The 18419-nt window shown below is 53.3% G+C and carries 20 protein-coding genes and 1 other annotated feature; of the genes, 14 read left to right on the top strand and 6 right to left on the bottom strand.

Translation table 11 applies throughout. From position 1 onward, the window contains the following. Nucleotides 1–15: 15 nt before the first annotated feature. Nucleotides 16–110, bottom strand: a sequence feature (Trp leader region). Beyond that, nucleotides 87–131, bottom strand: coding sequence for a trp operon leader peptide (trpL, locus tag ACOTY9_RS03345; protein ID WP_106993556.1), 45 nt, complete (start codon nucleotides 129–131; stop codon nucleotides 87–89). Its footprint overlaps the feature before it by 24 nt. Nucleotides 132–270: 139 nt before the next feature. On the opposite strand from trpL, the gene rnm reads away from it, so the two are divergent. The 3 genes from rnm (at nucleotide 271) to rluB (ending at nucleotide 2744) form a co-directional block, all read left to right on the top strand. Then, nucleotides 271–1152 (top strand): RNase RNM, encoded by an 882-nt coding sequence (gene rnm / locus ACOTY9_RS03340; RefSeq protein WP_348565461.1) that lies wholly within the window; start codon nucleotides 271–273, stop codon nucleotides 1150–1152. Further along, nucleotides 1149–1769, top strand: coding sequence for an L-threonylcarbamoyladenylate synthase (locus ACOTY9_RS03335; RefSeq protein ID WP_003856793.1), 621 nt, complete (start codon nucleotides 1149–1151; stop codon nucleotides 1767–1769). Before rnm ends, ACOTY9_RS03335 begins: the two co-directional genes overlap by 4 nt. A gap of 96 nt (nucleotides 1770–1865) precedes the next feature. Then, nucleotides 1866–2744, top strand: a complete 879-nt coding sequence (rluB, locus tag ACOTY9_RS03330; RefSeq protein WP_014884095.1) for a 23S rRNA pseudouridine(2605) synthase RluB — start codon at nucleotides 1866–1868, stop codon at nucleotides 2742–2744. A 35-nt stretch (nucleotides 2745–2779) separates the two neighbouring features. Here rluB and cobO read toward each other — a convergent pair whose 3' ends face one another. Both cobO and ACOTY9_RS03320 read right to left on the bottom strand, forming a co-directional pair. Beyond that, on the bottom strand, nucleotides 2780–3370 hold the full coding sequence (gene cobO / locus ACOTY9_RS03325; RefSeq protein ID WP_023337380.1) for a cob(I)yrinic acid a,c-diamide adenosyltransferase: 591 nt from the start codon (nucleotides 3368–3370) through the stop codon (nucleotides 2780–2782). Further along, nucleotides 3367–4128: a YciK family oxidoreductase gene (locus tag ACOTY9_RS03320; RefSeq protein WP_014884093.1), complete on the bottom strand. Its 762-nt coding sequence runs from the start codon at nucleotides 4126–4128 to the stop codon at nucleotides 3367–3369. Before ACOTY9_RS03320 ends, cobO begins: the two co-directional genes overlap by 4 nt. Before the next feature lie 251 nt (nucleotides 4129–4379). On the opposite strand from ACOTY9_RS03320, the gene sohB reads away from it, so the two are divergent. Next, a complete protein-coding gene (gene sohB / locus ACOTY9_RS03315; RefSeq protein ID WP_348565462.1) occupies nucleotides 4380–5426 on the top strand; it encodes a protease SohB in 1047 nt (348 codons plus the stop codon). Nucleotides 5427–5460: 34 nt separating this feature from the next. On the opposite strand, the gene ACOTY9_RS03310 is transcribed toward sohB, so the two are convergent. Then, the gene (locus ACOTY9_RS03310) at nucleotides 5461–5712 is read right to left on the bottom strand and encodes a YciN family protein (RefSeq protein WP_003856804.1); all 252 of its coding nucleotides are present in this window, start codon (nucleotides 5710–5712) and stop codon (nucleotides 5461–5463) included. Nucleotides 5713–6111: 399 nt separating this feature from the next. Here ACOTY9_RS03310 and topA point away from each other — a divergent pair, with 399 nt between their 5' ends. The 5 genes from topA (at nucleotide 6112) to acnA (ending at nucleotide 13599) form a co-directional block, all read left to right on the top strand. Beyond that, nucleotides 6112–8709 (top strand): type I DNA topoisomerase, encoded by a 2598-nt coding sequence (gene topA, locus ACOTY9_RS03305; protein ID WP_023330550.1) that lies wholly within the window; start codon nucleotides 6112–6114, stop codon nucleotides 8707–8709. A 187-nt stretch (nucleotides 8710–8896) separates the two neighbouring features. After that, nucleotides 8897–9871 carry an HTH-type transcriptional regulator CysB gene (gene cysB, locus ACOTY9_RS03300; protein ID WP_006175683.1) on the top strand — a complete coding sequence of 325 codons (975 nt, stop codon included), beginning with the start codon at nucleotides 8897–8899 and terminating at the stop codon, nucleotides 9869–9871. A gap of 338 nt (nucleotides 9872–10209) precedes the next feature. Continuing rightward, the gene (locus ACOTY9_RS03295) at nucleotides 10210–10350 is read left to right on the top strand and encodes a YmiA family putative membrane protein (RefSeq protein WP_213391151.1); all 141 of its coding nucleotides are present in this window, start codon (nucleotides 10210–10212) and stop codon (nucleotides 10348–10350) included. 311 nt (nucleotides 10351–10661) lie between these two features. Next, nucleotides 10662–10760 carry a small membrane protein YmiC gene (gene ymiC / locus ACOTY9_RS03290; RefSeq protein ID WP_014884088.1) on the top strand — a complete coding sequence of 33 codons (99 nt, stop codon included), beginning with the start codon at nucleotides 10662–10664 and terminating at the stop codon, nucleotides 10758–10760. Nucleotides 10761–10923: 163 nt separating this feature from the next. Continuing rightward, the gene (gene acnA, locus ACOTY9_RS03285; protein ID WP_023338386.1) at nucleotides 10924–13599 is read left to right on the top strand and encodes an aconitate hydratase AcnA; all 2676 of its coding nucleotides are present in this window, start codon (nucleotides 10924–10926) and stop codon (nucleotides 13597–13599) included. Nucleotides 13600–13635: 36 nt separating this feature from the next. Here the strand turns inward: acnA and ribA are convergent, their stop codons facing one another. After that, a complete protein-coding gene (gene ribA, locus ACOTY9_RS03280; RefSeq protein ID WP_008501210.1) occupies nucleotides 13636–14226 on the bottom strand; it encodes a GTP cyclohydrolase II in 591 nt (196 codons plus the stop codon). Nucleotides 14227–14423: 197 nt separating this feature from the next. Here ribA and pgpB point away from each other — a divergent pair, with 197 nt between their 5' ends. The 5 genes from pgpB to yciH all read left to right on the top strand — a co-directional run bounded on the left by pgpB (nucleotide 14424) and on the right by yciH (nucleotide 18073). Next, entirely contained in the window at nucleotides 14424–15191 is a 768-nt protein-coding gene (pgpB, locus tag ACOTY9_RS03275) for a phosphatidylglycerophosphatase B (RefSeq protein WP_023330548.1), read from the top strand. Nucleotides 15192–15339: 148 nt separating this feature from the next. Beyond that, nucleotides 15340–15648: a LapA family protein gene (locus ACOTY9_RS03270; protein ID WP_014884085.1), complete on the top strand. Its 309-nt coding sequence runs from the start codon at nucleotides 15340–15342 to the stop codon at nucleotides 15646–15648. Between the two features lie 6 nt (nucleotides 15649–15654). Next, complete coding sequence (gene lapB / locus ACOTY9_RS03265; RefSeq protein ID WP_088126678.1) at nucleotides 15655–16824, top strand: lipopolysaccharide assembly protein LapB; 1170 nt, start codon at nucleotides 15655–15657, stop codon at nucleotides 16822–16824. A 185-nt stretch (nucleotides 16825–17009) separates the two neighbouring features. Further along, a complete protein-coding gene (gene pyrF / locus ACOTY9_RS03260; protein ID WP_047626731.1) occupies nucleotides 17010–17747 on the top strand; it encodes an orotidine-5'-phosphate decarboxylase in 738 nt (245 codons plus the stop codon). Further along, nucleotides 17747–18073, top strand: coding sequence for a stress response translation initiation inhibitor YciH (gene yciH / locus ACOTY9_RS03255; RefSeq protein ID WP_014884082.1), 327 nt, complete (start codon nucleotides 17747–17749; stop codon nucleotides 18071–18073). Before pyrF ends, yciH begins: the two co-directional genes overlap by 1 nt. Before the next feature lie 104 nt (nucleotides 18074–18177). Here the strand turns inward: yciH and osmB are convergent, their stop codons facing one another. Further along, a complete protein-coding gene (osmB, locus tag ACOTY9_RS03250) occupies nucleotides 18178–18396 on the bottom strand; it encodes an osmotically-inducible lipoprotein OsmB (protein WP_008501216.1) in 219 nt (72 codons plus the stop codon). Nucleotides 18397–18419: the final 23 nt, after the last annotated feature.

Raw genomic sequence — 18419 nt, 5'->3', positions numbered from 1 at the left:
TCATTTATTCTGTTCAAAAAAAAGCCCGCTGGGTAGCGGGCTGGGTATCTGTTTGCATTTCGCAGACGCGTGACACTGCCCGAAAATCAGGAAGTGCGCCACCAACCGTGCAGAGTGAAATGTGCTGTCATTTTCAGATACCTTTCTCGTGTGAACTTGCGTACTAGTTAACTAGTTCGGTGGCGAGTTGTCAACCCTTGATTTCAGAATTTCGCGTTAAGTCGGTATCATGGCGGTTTCGGATGTCTCCAACCTGTTATGGGAAGTGCTTTGAGCGATACCACCTACGCAATTATTTATGATTTACACAGCCATACGCAGGCTTCTGATGGTCTGCTGACACCCGAAGCCCTGGTTCATCGCGCGGTTGAGATGCGCGTCGGCACGCTGGCGATAACCGATCACGATACCACTGATGCCATTCCGGCAGCGCGCGCTGAGATTGCCCGCAGCGGGCTGGCGCTGAATCTGGTCGCCGGGGTTGAGATCTCAACCGTCTGGGAAAACCATGAAATTCATATCGTTGGTCTGAACATCGATATAGAACATCCGGCACTTGTAACGTTTTTGCAAGAACAAAAAACGCGCCGCAACCAGCGAGCGGAGATGATCGGCGAGCGTCTGGAAAAGGCGCATATTCCGGGTGCGCTGGAAGGGGCACAAGCGCTCGCGAACGGTGGGGCAGTCACGCGCGGTCATTTCGCCCGTTTTCTGGTTGAAGCGGGCAAGGCAACGACCATGGCGGATGTTTTTAAAAAGTATCTGGCGCGCGGGAAAACCGGATACGTTCCGCCACAGTGGTGTACAATAAAACAAGCTATTGATGTGATTCATCATTCTGGTGGTAAGGCCGTGCTGGCCCATCCGGGGCGGTATAATCTTTCTGCTAAATGGCTGAAAAGACTGCTGGCACACTTTGCTGAATGCGGTGGCGAGGCGATGGAAGTCGCCCAGTGTCAGCAGGCACCCAATGAGCGTGCGCAGCTTGCGACTTATTCTCGCCAGTTCGGCCTGTCAGGGTCGCAGGGCTCTGATTTCCATCAGCCCTGCGCGTGGATTGAACTGGGGCGCAAGCTTTGGTTACCGGCAGGCGTTGAGCCGGTCTGGCAGCTCTGGGAACAGCCGCAGCAAATTGAAGAGAGGGAAGTATGAGTCAGTTTTTCTATATTCATCCGGATAACCCGCAGCCACGTCTGATCAATCAGGCCGTGGAGATCGTCCGCAAAGGCGGCGTGATTGTTTACCCGACCGATTCTGGCTACGCGCTGGGCTGCAAAATTGAAGACAAAGGGGCGATGGAGCGTATCTGCCGTATTCGCCAGCTTCCGGACGGCCATAACTTTACGCTGATGTGTCGCGATCTCTCTGAGCTGTCGACCTATGCGTATGTTGATAACGTGGCGTTTCGCCTGATTAAAAACAACACGCCGGGTAACTACACCTTCATCCTGAAAGGGACGAAAGAGGTTCCGCGCCGCCTGTTGCAGGAAAAACGGAAAACCATCGGGATGCGCGTACCGTCGAACCCGATCGCGCAGGCGCTGCTGGAAACCCTCGGCGAACCGATGCTCTCGACTTCGCTGATGCTGCCGGGAAGTGAGTTTACCGAGTCCGACCCGGAAGAGATCAAAGATCGTCTGGAGAAGGTGGTTGAGCTGATTATTCACGGCGGCTATCTTGGTCAGCAACCGACCACCGTGGTCGACTTAACCGAAGATGCGCCAGAAGTGATTCGTGAAGGCGTGGGCGATGTTAAGCCTTTCTTGTAGAGGTGTAAGCAGATATACTACGCGGCCATCAAAGCAGGGCCAGGCCCTCTTTTGACCTGATTCGACGCCTGTGAAGGCGACACCTGAGGAAGCTCAATGAGCGAGAAGTTACAGAAAGTGCTGGCGCGCGCCGGCCACGGTTCGCGCCGTGAAATCGAAGCCATTATTGAAGCGGGCCGCGTGAGTGTGGACGGTAAAATCGCCACGCTGGGTGACCGCGTAGAAATCGTACCGGGGCTTAAGATCCGCATCGACGGTCATCTTATCTCCGTGAAAGAGTCTGCTGAACAGATTTGCCGCGTGCTGGCTTACTATAAGCCGGAAGGCGAGCTGTGTACCCGCAACGACCCGGAAGGTCGCCCGACGGTGTTTGACCGTCTGCCTAAACTGCGAGGTGCGCGCTGGATTGCCGTGGGTCGTCTGGACGTTAACACCTGCGGCCTGCTGCTATTTACCACCGACGGTGAGCTGGCAAACCGTCTGATGCACCCAAGCCGTGAAGTGGAACGTGAATATGCCGTGCGTGTCTTCGGCCAGGTTGATGAAAATAAACTGCGCGACCTGTCGCGTGGCGTTCAGCTGGAAGACGGTCCTGCAGCATTCAAAACCATCAAATTTACCGGTGGTGAAGGGATTAACCAGTGGTACAACGTCACCCTGACAGAGGGGCGCAACCGCGAGGTGCGTCGTCTGTGGGAAGCGGTAGGGGTTCAGGTTAGCCGCCTGATTCGCGTTCGTTACGGCGACATTCTGCTGCCAAAAGGTCTGCCGCGTGGCGGCTATACCGAACTGGATCTGACCCAGACCAACTACCTGCGCGAGCTGGTGGGGCTAACGCCGGAAACCACCTCAAAAGTGGCGGTGGAGAAAGATCGTCGTCGTATGAAGGCGAACCAGATCCGTCGTGCGGTGAAACGCCATAGCCAGGTGAACAGCAGCAACCGTCGCTCTGGCAGCCGGAATAACAACGGTTAATCTTAAAGCCCGGTGAATGCACCGGGCTTTTTTCTTTAGTAATCAATCCCAGGCTGCGCTTTGATACCTGCATCAAATGCATGCTTGACCGGACGCAGCTCGCTGACGGTATCTGCCAGTTCCAGAATATCCCGATGACACCCACGACCCGTGACGATTACCGTCTGATGTGCAGGGCGGTTTTTCAGTGCATCCAGCACGGCATTCAGCGGCAGGTAGTCGTAGGCGACCATATAGGTGATCTCGTCCAGTAGCACCATATTGAGCGTCGGATCGGCCAGCATTCTTTTGGCGTGCTCCCAGACAGCAAGGCAGGCTGCGGTGTCGGTTTCCCGGTTCTGCGTATCCCACGTAAAACCGGTTGCCATCACCTGAAACTCAACGCCGTGAGGTTCCAGCAAATTGCGCTCCCCATTGGGCCATTCGCCTTTGATAAACTGGATTACGCCCACTTTTTGCCCGTGTCCGACGGCGCGGGTGGCGGTGCCGAACGCGGCGGTGGTTTTGCCTTTGCCGTTGCCGGTAAATACGATGACGATCCCTCGCTCGTCCTGGGCTGACGCAATGCGCGCATCAACCTGTTCTTTCAGACGCTGCTGGCGCTGCTGGTGACGTTCTTCACTCATTGCGAAATCCCCGGTTTACGGCCCGGTTGGGCATCAAAAGTCATTCCGGTTTTGCGACGGCTGTCGTCGCCCATTAGCCAGAGATAGAGTGGCATAATATCGGCCGGGGTTTTCAGCTTCTGCGGATCTTCTGTCGGGAACGCGCTGGCGCGCATTTTGGTGCGTGTTCCGCCCGGATTAATGCAGTTTACGCGCAGATGGCGGCTCTGATATTCCTCCGCCAGCACCTGCATCATACCTTCGGTCGCAAATTTAGAGACAGCATATGCCCCCCAGTTTGCGCGCCCCTCACGGCCTACGCTGGAAGAGGTAAAGACCAGAGAGCCTGACTCGGATTTGAGTAATAAAGGAAGTAAGGCCTGGGTGAGGAAAAAGGTGCCGTTGACGTTAACCTGCATGACCTGCTGCCAGATATCAGGATCCTGCTCATCCATTGGACGAACTTCGCCTAACAACCCGGCGTTATGCAGCACACCGTCCAGACGTGGATAATGGGTGCTGATACGTTGGGCTAATTCCTGACATACCGCTGGCGTACAGGTCAGTAAATCAAGAGTATACCAGGGGGCCGGTATGCCACCTGCCGCTTCAATTTCCTGAGCGACACCTTTGAGTTTTTCTTCGTTGCGACCGATCAGAATAACGCTCGCGCCATATTCAGCATACGTCAGGGCCGCTTCGCGACCAATACCCGCGCTGGCACCGGTGACAAGAATGATCCGGTTCTGCAGCAGGTTTTTTTGCGGTTGATAGTGCACGGTGACTCCTCAGGCGCACGGTGACTCAATGGCGCCTTCATAATGACTTTTCGGCTTTATGCCCGAATTAGCGTGAGAATTCAATCAGTCTACAGGACGTATTACTGTAAAATTAACAATTTGCAAATATTTAAACCGCCGGGCGGGGATTCCTGAAGATGGCTCGCACAGGTAATGTCACGGGCGAGACGCAAAGGCAGGGCTGTTGTACACTGCCGTGAAAGATTCGTGGTTAAATCAAGGTGGAACGCGTGGAATTACTTTCTCAATATGGGTTGTTTTTGGCTAAAATCGCGACGGTGGTGATTGCCATTGCGGTCATTGCCGTTCTGATTGTCAATCTCACGCAGCGCAAACGTCAGCGTGGGGAGTTACGCATTACCCGTCTGAGCGAGCAGTACAAAGAGATGCAGGAAGACATGTCCCTCTCACTGCTTGATAGCCATCAACAGAAGGCATGGCTGAAGGCCCAGAAGAAAAAGCACAAGCAGGAAGCCAAAGCCGCAAAGGCGAAAGCTAAGCTTGCAACGCCACAGTCTGACGCGAAGCCTCGCGTCTATGTACTCGATTTTAAAGGCAGTATGGATGCGCATGAAGTCGCTTCGCTACGGGAAGAGGTGACTGCCGTTCTGGCCGTGGCCACTCCGCAGGATCAAGTGGTGGTGCGTCTTGAAAGCCCAGGCGGGGTTGTGCACGGCTACGGACTGGCCGCTTCTCAGCTACAGCGTCTGCGAGAAAAGCAGATCCCGCTTACCGTAGCGGTAGATAAAGTCGCGGCAAGTGGTGGCTATATGATGGCCTGCGTGGCGGACAAAATTGTTGCGGCACCGTTCTCCATCATTGGCTCTATCGGCGTGGTCGCACAGATCCCAAACTTTAACCGTTTTCTGAAGAATAAAGAGATTGATATCGAACTGCACACGGCGGGTCAGTACAAACGTACCCTGACGCTGCTGGGGGAAAATACGGAAGAAGGGCGCCAAAAATTCCGTGAGGATCTCAACGAAACGCACCACCTGTTTAAAGATTTCGTAAACCGTATGCGCCCAACGCTGGATATTGAGCAGGTCGCGACAGGCGAACACTGGTACGGTATTCAGGCGCTGGAAAAAGGGCTGGTTGATGAAGTGGGGACCAGCGACGATCTGCTGCTCAACCTGATGGACGGAAGGGAGCTGATAGGCGTGCGGTTCACCCAGCGTAAGCGCCTGATGGACCGCTTTACCAACAGTGCAGCGGAAAGCGCAGATCGCCTGCTGCTTCGCTGGCTACAGCGCGGACAAAAACCGCTGCTGTAAGCAAAAACGCGAGGCATATGCCTCGCGTTTTGCATTAATCGACCAGGTGATATTTTTCAGAAAGCGTATGCGCCAGGTATTTAAACATATTAAACACAGCGGTGCTTTTTGGGGTGGGTAATCCCTGTTCGTCAAGGAAGTATTCGCCGCTGAAAACCAGCACGCCATTACGCTGCTCTACACCGGTGGCTTCAATGCCCGCCAGGGTATCTTCATGGTCACGGATAAGCTTATTTGCTTCGATAAGCAGAGAGGCTCGGTCAATAGGTTGGGTCGTATTCTGCATAATCCACTCCTTAAACAGTGACAATAGTCTACGCCGGGGCCGCTTTGGGGGCAAATTTTCCCTGTTTTGTGAGGGGATAAGATACAGGGGGCAGGTTGGCGGGATTTGCTTTTGCATGCTAATAAAGTTGCGTAACGAATTTTATCAGGTAGAGTGTGCGCTTTCGTCATTCTGGCAACAGAATTGCTTGACATTCGACCGGGAACTCGTCACGAATTATACGAGGTGTGAGAAAAATACCCGATAACTCAATCACCTGGGCGTCTTTCCTCAGACACCCGGTAGGACAAAGGGGTTGATATCTCCTGACGCAGCCGCAATATCATTGGCTCGTCGTCAGCGGAAGGGAAATCAACGTGCGGCGTATTCCTGGAAGAATTAAATTAGGTAAAGGTGAATATGGGTAAAGCTCTCGTCATCGTTGAGTCCCCGGCAAAAGCCAAAACGATCAATAAGTATCTGGGTAATGACTACGTGGTTAAGTCCAGCGTGGGTCATATCCGCGATTTGCCGACCAGTGGCTCAGCCAGCAAAAAGAGCGCAGACTCTACCTCCACCAAAGGGGCTAAAAAGCCTAAAAAGGATGAACGTAGCGCGCTTGTCAACCGCATGGGTGTTAACCCATGGCACAACTGGGATGCACAATACGAAGTGCTGCCCGGAAAAGAGAAAGTCGTTAACGAGCTGAAGCAGCTGGCTGAAAAAGCAGACCACATTTATCTCGCAACCGACCTTGACCGCGAAGGGGAAGCCATTGCATGGCACCTGCGGGAAGTGATCGGGGGTGATGACAAACGCTACAGTCGCGTAGTGTTTAACGAAATTACAAAAAATGCGATTCGTCAGGCGTTTGAGAAGCCTGGCGAGCTGAACATCGACCGTGTCAACGCCCAGCAGGCGCGTCGCTTTATGGACCGCGTTGTAGGCTATATGGTCTCTCCACTGCTGTGGAAAAAGATTGCCCGTGGCCTGTCCGCAGGACGTGTGCAATCCGTCGCCGTGCGTCTTGTCGTTGAGCGTGAACGCGAAATTAAAGCCTTCGTGCCGGAAGAATTCTGGGAAATTGACGCCAATGTGACCACGCCGGGCGGTGACGCTCTGCCACTGCAGGTGAGCCATCAGAACGATAAGCCTTTCCGTCCTGAAAACCGTGACCAGACCATGGCTGCCGTCGCGTTGCTGGAAAAAGCACGCTATCAGGTGCTGGAACGTGAAGATAAACCGACCAGCAGTAAACCTGGCGCGCCGTTTATCACGTCTACCCTGCAACAGGCGGCGAGTACGCGCCTTGGCTATGGCGTGAAGAAAACCATGATGATGGCCCAGCGCTTGTATGAAGCGGGTTACATCACCTACATGCGTACTGACTCAACGAATCTGAGCCAGGATGCGGTAAACATGGTACGCGGTTATATCAGTGATAACTTCGGTAAAAAATACCTGCCGGAAAGCGCCAATCAATTCGCCAGCAAAGAGAACTCTCAGGAAGCGCACGAAGCGATTCGTCCTTCTGATGTCTCTGTGTTAGCCGAGTCGCTGAAAGATATGGAAGCCGACGCCCAAAAGCTGTATCAGCTGATCTGGCGTCAGTTTGTCGCCTGTCAGATGACACCTGCGAAGTATGACTCCACGACGCTGACCGTCGGTGCGGGCGACTTCCGTCTCAAAGCGCGCGGTCGTATCCTGCGTTTCGACGGCTGGACAAAAGTCATGCCTGCGCTGCGTAAAGGTGATGAAGACCGTACGCTGCCAGCGGTGAACAAGGGAGATGAGCTCTCCCTGGTTGATCTCGTTCCTGCTCAGCACTTCACCAAGCCGCCTGCGCGCTTTAGTGAAGCGTCGCTGGTGAAAGAGCTGGAAAAACGCGGTATTGGTCGTCCATCGACCTACGCGTCAATCATCTCGACGATCCAGGATCGCGGCTACGTTCGAGTTGAAAACCGTCGTTTCTATGCGGAAAAAATGGGTGAGATCGTCACCGACCGTCTGGAAGCTAATTTCCGCGAGTTGATGAACTACGATTTCACCGCGCAAATGGAAGACAGCCTCGACGAGGTTGCCAGCCATAAGGCGGAGTGGAAGAAGGTTCTCGACAGCTTCTTCAGCGACTTTACCAACCAGCTTGAAAAAGCGGAGAAAGATCCTGAAGAGGGCGGCATGCTGCCTAACCAGATGGTTCTGACCAGCATCGACTGCCCAACCTGCGGCCGCAAGATGGGTATTCGTACGGCAACCACGGGCGTCTTCCTTGGCTGTTCCGGCTATGCGCTGTCGCCAAAAGAGCGCTGCAAAACCACCATCAACCTGGTGCCGGAGAACGAAGTTCTCAACGTGCTGGAAGGTGAGGATGCGGAAACCAACGCTCTGCGTGCTAAACGCCGCTGCAAAAAATGCGGCACGGCGATGGACAGCTACCTGATCGATCCTAAACGTAAGCTGCACGTCTGCGGTAATAACCCAACGTGTGACGGGTATGAGATTGAGGAAGGTGAATTCCGCATTAAAGGCTATGACGGCCCGATTGTGGAGTGCGAGAAGTGTGGCTCTGAAATGCACCTGAAAATGGGGCGTTTCGGGAAGTACATGGCGTGCACCAACGACGAGTGTAAAAACACGCGCAAAATTCTGCGTAACGGTGAAGTGGCTCCGCCGAAGGAAGATCCGGTTCCGTTGCCAGAGCTGCCGTGTGAAAAATCCGACGCGTACTTCGTGCTGCGTGATGGTGCTGCGGGTGTCTTCCTGGCGGCCAATACCTTCCCGAAATCGCGTGAAACACGTGCGCCGCTGGTAGAAGAACTGCACCGCTTCCGTGACCGTCTGCCAGAAAAACTGCGTTACCTGGCCGATGCGCCACAGCAGGATCCTGAAGGCAATAAGACGGTGGTTCGCTTTAGCCGTAAAACGAAGCAGCAGTACGTGGCGGCAGAGAAAGAGGGCAAAGCGACCGGCTGGTCCGCCTTCTTTGTCGATGGCAAATGGGTTGAAGGCAAGAAATAAGCTTGCCTCACCGTCACTTACCTGTGAAAGGGCCGGACTTCCGGCCCTTTTTTATTACCTTATTATTATTTTTTGTTCCGTACTATACAGTCAGGCTATAAATGATATAGTGGTTATAGTTAACCCATTTCTTATTATCAAATCGTCTTAAGCGATTGACCGCGTGCGCTAAATCGGATGGTCTGGCATGAAATTACAGCAGCTTCGTTATATCGTTGAGGTGGTGAATCACAACCTTAATGTCTCTTCCACTGCCGAGGGGCTATATACCTCGCAACCGGGCATCAGCAAGCAGGTTCGCATGCTGGAGGATGAATTAGGTATTCAGATTTTCGCCCGTAGCGGTAAGCACCTTACGCAGGTGACGCCAGCGGGGCAGGAAATTATTCGCATTGCGCGTGAAGTCCTCTCCAAAGTCGATGCGATTAAATCTGTTGCAGGAGAACATACCTGGCCAGATAAAGGCTCGCTGTATATTGCCACCACGCACACCCAGGCGCGCTATGCATTACCTGGCGTCATTAAGGGCTTTATCGAGCGTTATCCGCGCGTCTCTTTGCATATGCATCAGGGGTCACCGACGCAAATCGCTGAAGCGGTGTCGAAGGGGAATGCCGATTTTGCCATCGCGACGGAAGCGCTCCACCTGTATGACGATCTGGTAATGCTTCCGTGCTATCACTGGAACCGATCGATCGTAGTGACTCCCGATCACCCGCTGGCGGGGAAAGGGTCGGTGACGATTGAAGAGCTGGCGCAATATCCGTTAGTCACCTATACGTTTGGCTTTACCGGACGTTCCGAGCTTGATACTGCGTTTAACCGTGCCGGGTTAACCCCACGCATTGTCTTTACCGCTACCGATGCCGACGTCATCAAGACTTACGTACGGCTTGGTCTGGGCGTGGGCGTTATTGCCAGCATGGCGGTCGACCCGGTGTCAGACCCTGATCTGGTACGTCTTGATGCACACGATATTTTTAGCCACAGCACCACAAAAATTGGCTTCCGTCGCAGTACCTTCCTGCGTAGCTATATGTATGATTTTATTCAGCGCTTTGCCCCGCATTTAACGCGTGACGTGGTGGATACCGCCGTTGCATTACGCTCAAATGAAGATATTGAAGAGATGTTTAAAGACATCAAACTCCCCGCAAAATAATCACACCCGGTATCTTTCCCTAACGGAAAGATACCGAAATACCGCCTTAAAGCTAAATTAGAATTATCATCATCTGCGCTCTCCCTGCCATATATTGTCATTATCCTTTTATTTTGTATGGTTTTAATGTCGTGAATTGGCGACAAAAATAGAAACTAATTAACGGCTACGCAAATTTTTCTTTTCAAATATTTATTTGTGGTCAAAAGAATGAATATTTCATACCTCCGGATGCGTAAATTCACTGGCTTTTCGGCTAAAGTTTCTTTAGGATTTATCTCAACAGATGATTAATTGTACCAATTGTTTGGTCCTAAATGATAAGCGATATCGATTGTATGAGGTTAGCAATGCCTTCAGGAAGTGAAGAACCGCAAAGGGATCCTGCGCTCAAGCGTAAAGCCTGGCTGGCGGTCTTTCTCGTCTCCGCCCTGTTCTGGCTGATGGTTGCTCTCCTGGCCTGGAAATATTGGGGTTGAATATGGCAGTGACGGTACGTACAGAAACGGTAAAACAGATGTGTCAGCGTCATGACACTGTCCACAAAGGACGTAAGGCTCCTGCGACAGTTGTGCCTGCATCCTGGAAACTGACGCCGCAGCAGCAAGCCTTTATTGATGTGTTCGCGGAAGACGAACCCAAAAAACAATAATTTAGTTTTTTGCGTAATGATGCATTGGGTCTGAATAACGACTATGCACCTTTGTACTCTTTAATAAATACACATCAGCAATATCGCACTGAGGACCTGCCTCGGAATGTTTAATAAATAATGCCTGGTGTCCCTATGATGAATAACATGACGTCTCACAAATACTGGTCATGGATTGGCGTGTTTACCCTGTCGATCCTGTTCTGGAGTCAGCTCATCTGGCTGGCCATCCGCTAAATGATAAAACCTCGCTGCGGCGGGGTTTTTTGTTTTGACGTCCTCTGGACCATTCCTAAATTTATCAATTCGGGTTGTTATCAAAACGTTACGACATCTTTGTGTTATCTTTAATTACGGCCCTGATGATTGTCAGGACATCTCTGTAATTAAGGAGGAGCTTATGTCGTTAACCCTACGCGAAGCCAGTAAGGACACATTACAGGCAGAAAATAAAACCTGGCATTACTATAGCCTGCCGCTGGCTGCCAGAACGCTTGGGGACATTTCGCGTTTACCCAAGTCCTTGAAAGTTCTGATGGAAAACCTCTTGCGCTGGCAGGACGGTGATTCCGTCACGCTCGATGATATCCAGGCGCTGGCGGGGTGGCTGAAGCATGCCCATGCCGACAGAGAAATCGCCTACCGCCCGGCAAGGGTCCTGATGCAGGACTTTACCGGTGTGCCCGCCGTGGTGGATCTCGCCGCGATGCGCGAGGCGGTTAAACGCCTCGGCGGCGATACGGCCAAAGTGAACCCGCTTTCCCCCGTTGACCTCGTGATTGACCACTCCGTGACCGTTGACCATTTCGGTGATGACGATGCCTTTGGCGAGAACGTCCGTCTGGAGATGGAGCGTAACCACGAACGTTATGTTTTCCTGAAGTGGGGCCAGCAGGCATTCAGCCGCTTTAGCGTGGTTCCACCGGGCACGGGTATTTGCCACCAGGTTAACCTTGAGTATCTCGGTAAAGCCGTCTGGAGCGAATTACAGGACAAAGAGTGGGTGGCTTATCCGGATACGCTGGTGGGTACAGATTCCCACACCACCATGATTAACGGCCTCGGCGTGCTGGGCTGGGGTGTCGGCGGAATCGAAGCGGAAGCCGCCATGCTCGGTCAGCCGGTCTCCATGCTGATTCCGGATGTCGTGGGCTTTAAGCTGACAGGAAAACTTTCAGAAGGCATTACCGCGACCGATTTGGTACTCACCGTTACCCAGATGCTGCGTAAGCATGGGGTGGTGGGTAAATTTGTTGAGTTCTACGGGGACGGGCTGGATTCGCTGCCCCTGGCTGACCGGGCGACCATTGCCAACATGGCGCCAGAATATGGCGCAACCTGTGGCTTTTTCCCAATTGATGACGTCACGCTGGAGTACATGCGTCTGAGCGGACGCAGCGAAGAGCAGGTGGCGCTGGTAGAGGCCTATACCAAAGCGCAGGGCATGTGGCGCAATCCGGGCGATGAACCGGTATTTACCAGTACGCTTGAGCTTGATATGGGCAGCGTTGAGGCAAGCCTAGCCGGGCCAAAACGTCCGCAGGATCGCGTCGCGTTGACAGACGTGCCGAAAGCCTTTGCCGCCAGCAATGAGCTGGAAGTCAACGTGGCGAAAAAAGACCATCGTCCCATCGACTATGTGTTGAACGGCCATCAATATCAACTTCCGGACGGGGCGGTTGTGATTGCCGCCATCACCTCCTGTACCAACACCTCAAACCCCAGTGTTTTAATGGCGGCCGGTCTGCTGGCGAAAAAAGCGGTTGAACTGGGTCTGAAACCTCAACCGTGGGTCAAAGCCTCGCTGGCGCCGGGCTCCAAAGTGGTTTCGGATTACCTGGCGCAGGCTAAGCTGACGCCTTATCTTGATGAGCTGGGCTTTAACCTCGTGGGGTATGGCTGTACGACCTGCATTGGTAACTCCGGTCCGCTGCCTGAGCCCATTGAAACGGCGATCAAGCAGGGCGATTTGACGGTAGGCGCCGTTCTTTCCGGCAACCGTAACTTTGAAGGGCGTATTCATCCACTGGTCAAAACCAACTGGCTTGCTTCGCCGCCCCTGGTGGTGGCCTATGCGCTGGCCGGGAACATGAACATTAACCTGGTGACCGATCCGATTGGTCACGATCGCAAGAACGATCCCGTCTACCTGAAAGATATCTGGCCGTCCTCGCGTGAAATTGCGATGGCCGTTGAAAAGGTCTCTACAGAAATGTTCCGCAAAGAGTATGCGGAGGTCTTCGAAGGCACGCCGGAATGGAAAACCATCAATGTCGTGGGGTCGGACACCTATGACTGGCAGGATGACTCGACCTATATTCGTCTGTCTCCGTTCTTTGATGAGATGCTCGCCGAGCCTGCGCCGCTTAAAGATATTCATGGGGCGCGCATCCTGGCCATGCTGGGGGATTCTGTCACCACTGACCATATCTCTCCGGCGGGGAGTATCAAAGCCGATAGCCCGGCGGGCCGTTATTTGCAAAGCCGGGGAGTGGAGCGCCGCGATTTTAACTCCTACGGTTCGCGCCGCGGTAACCATGAAGTCATGATGCGGGGCACGTTTGCCAACATTCGCATTCGTAATGAAATGGTTCCGGGGGTGGAAGGGGGGATGACGCGCCATCTGCCGGGGACGGACGTCGTGTCGATTTACGATGCAGCCGTGAAATATCAACAGGAAGGTACGCCGCTGGCGGTGATTGCCGGGAAAGAGTACGGTTCCGGTTCCAGCCGTGACTGGGCGGCGAAAGGGCCGCGGCTGCTGGGCGTTCGTGTGGTGATCGCCGAATCGTTTGAACGTATTCACCGCTCGAACCTCATCGGCATGGGGATCCTGCCGCTTGAGTTCCCGCAGGGCGTAACCCGTAAAACGCTGGGGCTGACCGGAGAAGAGCAGATTGATATTAGTGGTCTGCAAAACCTGCAGCCGGGTAAAACGGTGCCGGTGAAGCTGACGCGAGCTGACGGGAAGACGGAGGTACTGGACTGCCGGTGCCGTATTGATACGGCAACCGAATTGACCTACTACCAGAACGACGGCATTTTACACTATGTGATTCGTAAGATGCTCGATTGATAAAAAAGCCCGGCGCTTATGCCGGGCTTTTTACTTTCACTCTTTCAGCAGATGGCCCATCTTGGCGGCTTTAGTATCAAGATAGTGGGCATTTTTCGGGTTGCGGCCAACAATCAGCGGCACACGTTCGACAATGTTGATTCCCGCTTCGGTGAGGATTTCCACTTTTTTCGGGTTGTTCGTCAGCAGACGAACCTCGTCGACGCCCAGCAGCTTGAACATGTCCGCACACAGAGTGAAGTCACGTTCATCGGCGGCAAAACCGAGCTGATGGTTGGCTTCTACCGTATCGTAGCCCTGGTCCTGCAGCGCGTATGCGCGGATTTTATTCAGCAGGCCAATATTACGACCTTCCTGACGGTGATAGAGCAACACACCGCGGCCTTCTTCGGCAATATGAGAAAGGGCAGCTTCCAGCTGGAAACCGCAATCACAGCGCAGGCTGAACAACGCATCGCCGGTCAGACACTCCGAATGGACGCGGGACAGCACCGGCGTCTGCCCTGAAATATCGCCGTAGACCAGCGCAACATGATCCTGTCCGGTTGCCAGTTCTTCAAACCCCACCATCAGGAAATCGCCCCATGGGGTTGGCAGTTTGGCTTCTGCCACACGTTTAAGCTGCATGTGATTCTCCAGAGTAGGCTGACACGTTTCGTGTCTTGCGCCTGTTTTACTTTCTGTATCTGTTCATTTTGCCACAAGCTCAGCACGTTCGCCTAATGGGCACCATGCTATATGAACGTTAAACGCACGATCCGACATCTCCACCCATCGGATGAATTTCAGTTATGATTGTGAGGCTTAGCGTAAAAGGAGAAGACATGCTTTCAATCGCCAGACGTACGGCAGCAGGCGCGGCCATTTTACTGATTATGCCTTTGACCGTATGGGTCTCCGGCTGGATGTGGCAGCCCGGGCAGAATGCCACGTGGCTGAAAACGTTGTACTGGGTAACGGAGACGGTCACGCAACCGTGGGGAATTATCACCCATATCATTCTCTGTGGCTGGTTCCTGTGGTGCCTGCGTTTTCGTCTGCGCGCGGCGCTGATGCTCTTTGCTATCCTGGGTGGTGCGATTGTTATTGGTCAGGGCGTTAAGTCCTGGGTGAAAGACCATGTTCAGGAGCCACGACCGTTTGTCGTCTGGCTGGAAAAAACACACCATATTCCGGTAGATGAGTTCTACAATTTAAAGCGTAAAGATCGCGGTGCGCTGGTGAAAGAACAGCTTACGGAACAGCAGGATATTCCGAAGTTCTTGCGTAAACACTGGCAAAAAGAGACGGGCTTCGCGTTTCCTTCCGGCCACACGATGTTTGCGGCCAGCTGGGCGCTGTTGGCTGTTGGGCTGCTTTGGCCACGACGTCGAACGGTTACCATCGGGATATTACTGATCTGGGCAACGGGAGTGATGGGCAGCCGCTTGCTGCTGGGGATGCACTGGCCACGGGACCTGGTGGTCGCTACGCTGATCTCATGGCTGCTGGTGACGCTGGCAACCTGGCTTGCGGAACGACTCTGTGGCCCGCTTACGCCACCGCCTGAAGAGAAAGAAGAAATCGCCGAAAGGGAGCAAAGCGACGCCTGACGGTTGATATTGCGCATTTCGCCCATAAATCCATGACGTGTGCGTCACTTTTTCCGTTTCGCGCCCGTCGCTAAAATGGTAGTTTATAAGGCTGATTGCGGTAAGTTGAACACACTTTATTCGCTTGAACCACATAACGGGAAGTAATGTGAAATATTTACTCATTTTCTTACTGGTATTGGCGATTTTTGTCATTTCAGTCACATTGGGTGCACAAAACGATCAACAGGTGACGTTTAACTATCTGCTGGCGCAGGGCGAGTATCGCGTATCAAGTCTGCTTGCGGTCTTGTTTGCCGCAGGCTTTGCCATTGGCTGGCTGGTTTGTGGTCTGTTCTGGCTGAAAGTCCGTGTTTCTCTTGCACGCGCTGAACGTAAAATTAAACGACTTGAGCATAACATTGCGCCTGCGTCCGACATTCCGGAAAGCTCTGGTGTGCCGGTCGTAAAGGAATAATCGACGATGCTGGAGTTGTTGTTTCTGCTTTTGCCTGTAGCCGCTGCCTATGGCTGGTATATGGGCCGCAGAAGTGCGCAACAAACAAAGCAGGATGAGGCTAACCGTCTCTCTCGCGACTACGTTGCGGGGGTGAACTTCCTCCTGAGCAATCAGCAGGACAAAGCGGTAGACCTGTTCCTCGATATGCTGAAAGAGGATACGGGGACCGTCGAAGCCCATCTCACGCTCGGTAACCTGTTCCGCTCACGTGGCGAGGTTGACCGTGCCATCCGTATCCACCAGACCCTTATGGAAAGCGCCTCGCTGACCTACGAACAACGTCTCCTCGCGGTCCAGCAGCTGGGGCGCGATTACATGGCTGCCGGGCTGTACGACCGCGCTGAAGATATGTTCTCGCAGCTGATTGATGAAACGGATTTCCGTATCGGTGCGTTGCAGCAATTACTGCAAATTTATCAGGCCACCAGCGAATGGCAAAAAGCCATTGATACTGCCGAGCGGCTGGTGAAGCTGGGTAAAGATAAGCAGCGTGTTGAGATAGCCCATTTCTACTGTGAACTTGCCCTTCAGCAGATGGGCAACGACGACATGGACAAAGCCATGGCGTTGCTGAAGAAAGGTGCAGCAGCAGATCGCAATAGCGCGCGTATCTCTATCATGATGGGACGCGTTTTTATGGCGAATGGCGATTACGCCAAAGCCGTTGAAAGCCTGCTCCGGGTGATTGACCAGGACAAAGAGCTGGTCAGTGAAACGCTGGAGATGCTGCAAACCTGCTATCAACAGCTGGGCAAGCAGGAAGAGTGGGTAGCATTCCTGCGCCGTTGCGTGGAAGAGAATACCGGCGCAACCGCAGAGCTGATGCTCTCAGACGTGGTTGAGCAGTACGAAGGGACCGACACCGCGCAGGTGTATATTACCCGTCAGCTACAGCGTCATCCGACGATGCGGGTATTCCATAAACTGATGGATTACCACCTGAACGACGCAGAAGAAGGGCGAGCCAAAGAGAGCCTGATGGTGCTGCGCGACATGGTCGGCGAGCAGGTGCGGAGTAAACCGCGCTACCGTTGCCAGAAGTGTGGTTTTACCGCGTATACGCTTTACTGGCATTGTCCTTCCTGCCGGGCCTGGTCCACCATCAAGCCAATCCGTGGTCTTGACGGACAGTAATTTTTTAAAACACCTCATTTTAGTTACAACATACTGTTGATTTTTACCCCTTCCTTAACACCGTGCGGTGTGCCAGCCTGGCAGGGGCGCAAATGGATTCTGTCAATTTGCGGCGGCGGCAGGTAGAATGCTGGCCGTTTATCTGTTCCGCGCCGCTGCGCGCCCATAGACGAAAAGGGCTGGTCATGACGTCTGTTACTTCCTCCACTTCCCACGTTATTACGGATTCTCCTGTTGTTGTCGCGCTTGATTACAATAAGCGTGACGCTGCACTGGCCTTTGTCGACGGTATCGATCCTCGCGATTGCCGTCTGAAAGTTGGTAAAGAGATGTTCACGCTGTTTGGACCGCAAATCGTCCGCGATCTGCAGCAGCGTGGTTTCGATGTCTTCCTCGATCTCAAGTTCCATGACATCCCGAATACCACGGCGCACGCCGTTGCCGCCGCCGCAGAGCTGGGTGTATGGATGGTCAACGTCCATGCGTCGGGCGGAGCGAGAATGATGACTGCCGCACGTGAAGCCCTCCTGCCGTTCGGGAAAGATGCGCCATTGCTGATTGCGGTGACCGTATTGACCAGTATGGACGAAAGTGATTTACGCGATCTTGGCGTGACATTGTCACCTGCCGAACATGCCGAGCGTCTTGCGCGTCTGACGCAGAACTGCGGTTTGGATGGCGTCGTCTGCTCCGCACAGGAAGCGGTCCGCTTCAAATCAGAACTGGGCAAAGATTTTAAACTGGTCACGCCGGGTATTCGTCCGGCAGGCAGCGACGTAGGCGATCAGCGCCGTATTATGACGCCTGAGCAGGCGCTGGCTGCTGGTGTGGATTATATGGTTATCGGGCGGCCAGTAACGCAGTCAGCTAACCCGGCAGAGACGCTTAAGGCAATCAACGCATCACTGAAAAAGGGGGCGTAATGACCGATTCCAACAGTCGTCTGGTCTACTCAACGGAGAGTGGGCGCATAGATGAGCCGAAAACCAAAGTGGAACGTCCGAAGGGCGACGGTATTGTGCGTATCCAGCGTCAAACCAGTGGACGAAAAGGGAAAGGGGTTTGCCTTATCTCAGGAATTGACCAGGATGATGCTGAACTAACAAAACTGGCGGCTGAGTTGAAAAAGAAATGTGGCTGCGGTGGGGCCGTGAAAGACGGCATTATCGAAATTCAGGGTGATAAACGCGATTTAATTAAATCGCTGCTTGAAGCAAAAGGCATGAAAGTCAAACTGGCAGGCGGTTAAAATAAATGAGCCACGGCAAATGCCGTGGCTCGTGATATATACGTGCGTAAGTCAGACCAGAAATGCGACGCTAAATCGCGATGTCGGGAAGGCTTATAGAATAATTATTTGCCAACCTGGTGACCGATAATACCACCGACAGCAGCGCCACCCAATGTACCCAGCGTGCTACCATCTGTTAAGACTGCACCACCGAGTGCACCTGCACCGGCACCAATGGCGGTGTTACGGTCACGTTTAGACCAGTTAGAGCATGCGCTCAGGGACATTGCTACAGTGATTGCCAGAACAGCGGCGGCTAATTTTTTGCTGGTTAAGGTCATAATACTTTCTCCTGAATTATCGA

The organism is Enterobacter cloacae complex sp. SHL012, from assembly GCF_049237505.1.
GTDB lineage: Bacteria > Pseudomonadota > Gammaproteobacteria > Enterobacterales > Enterobacteriaceae > Enterobacter > Enterobacter kobei.
Note: the sequence above shows the minus strand (reverse complement) of the source record. Positions and strands in the feature narration are given on the sequence as shown.

Excerpts from the sequence above, each read along its gene's own strand:
- ACOTY9_RS03335 (WP_003856793.1), top strand. The coding sequence starts at position 1,149 with ATGAGTCAGTTTTTCTATATTCATCCGGATAACCCGCAGCCACGTCTG.
- rluB (WP_014884095.1), top strand. The coding sequence starts at position 1,866 with ATGAGCGAGAAGTTACAGAAAGTGCTGGCGCGCGCCGGCCACGGTTCG.
- cobO (WP_023337380.1), bottom strand. The coding sequence starts at position 3,370 with ATGAGTGAAGAACGTCACCAGCAGCGCCAGCAGCGTCTGAAAGAACAG.
- ACOTY9_RS03310 (WP_003856804.1), bottom strand. The coding sequence starts at position 5,712 with ATGCAGAATACGACCCAACCTATTGACCGAGCCTCTCTGCTTATCGAA.
- topA (WP_023330550.1), top strand. The coding sequence starts at position 6,112 with ATGGGTAAAGCTCTCGTCATCGTTGAGTCCCCGGCAAAAGCCAAAACG.
- cysB (WP_006175683.1), top strand. The coding sequence starts at position 8,897 with ATGAAATTACAGCAGCTTCGTTATATCGTTGAGGTGGTGAATCACAAC.
- ACOTY9_RS03295 (WP_213391151.1), top strand. The coding sequence starts at position 10,210 with ATGAGGTTAGCAATGCCTTCAGGAAGTGAAGAACCGCAAAGGGATCCT.
- ymiC (WP_014884088.1), top strand. The coding sequence starts at position 10,662 with ATGAATAACATGACGTCTCACAAATACTGGTCATGGATTGGCGTGTTT.
- acnA (WP_023338386.1), top strand. The coding sequence starts at position 10,924 with ATGTCGTTAACCCTACGCGAAGCCAGTAAGGACACATTACAGGCAGAA.
- ribA (WP_008501210.1), bottom strand. The coding sequence starts at position 14,226 with ATGCAGCTTAAACGTGTGGCAGAAGCCAAACTGCCAACCCCATGGGGC.
- pgpB (WP_023330548.1), top strand. The coding sequence starts at position 14,424 with ATGCTTTCAATCGCCAGACGTACGGCAGCAGGCGCGGCCATTTTACTG.
- lapB (WP_088126678.1), top strand. The coding sequence starts at position 15,655 with ATGCTGGAGTTGTTGTTTCTGCTTTTGCCTGTAGCCGCTGCCTATGGC.
- pyrF (WP_047626731.1), top strand. The coding sequence starts at position 17,010 with ATGACGTCTGTTACTTCCTCCACTTCCCACGTTATTACGGATTCTCCT.
- yciH (WP_014884082.1), top strand. The coding sequence starts at position 17,747 with ATGACCGATTCCAACAGTCGTCTGGTCTACTCAACGGAGAGTGGGCGC.
- osmB (WP_008501216.1), bottom strand. The coding sequence starts at position 18,396 with ATGACCTTAACCAGCAAAAAATTAGCCGCCGCTGTTCTGGCAATCACT.